Source organism: Vibrio sp. 10N.286.52.F8 (assembly GCF_041468745.1).
GTDB lineage: Bacteria > Pseudomonadota > Gammaproteobacteria > Enterobacterales > Vibrionaceae > Vibrio > Vibrio crassostreae_C.
The window spans coordinates 1-432 of sequence record NZ_JBFRJF010000056.1 but is presented as its reverse complement, the minus strand read 5'-3'; the positions used below and the strand labels follow the sequence as shown (position 1 = coordinate 432).

The 432-nt window shown below is 36.1% G+C and carries 1 rRNA gene; it reads left to right on the top strand.

Features of this window, described 5'->3' with window-relative positions:
* Window positions 1-357: 357 nt before the first annotated feature.
* Window positions 358-432: ribosomal RNA gene (locus AB4133_RS21400) — 16S ribosomal RNA — on the top strand; the annotation flags it as partial.

The window sequence follows — 432 nt, the reverse complement described above, 5'->3', positions numbered from 1 at the left end:
AATCAGCAGGTCAAATTAGCCAAGCTAAGCGCTTGAAAAAAGTTTTGAAAATAGTGGTTGACACTAAAACTTAAATCGCTAAAATGGCCGTCCGATTTGAGCGAAGCTCAAAAAGGAAAAGCTCTTTAACAATTTAAACCTATCAATCTGTGTGGGCACTCGTTGATGAATATCAAAAATTGATTCTTAGGAATCACATTGATTTCAATGAACTGAGTGACCAATCGATAATTTATTATCGGCACAGTCAATTCATTATCATTCTGTTGGAATGGTAATAGCTTTAGAATTACTTTTTGTAGTTTTGAAGTCAGTATTCGTTGAGTCACACCTATTAATTTAGGTAATCAAAACTTTAAATTGAAGAGTTTGATCATGGCTCAGATTGAACGCTGGCGGCAGGCCTAACACATGCAAGTCGAGCGGAAACGA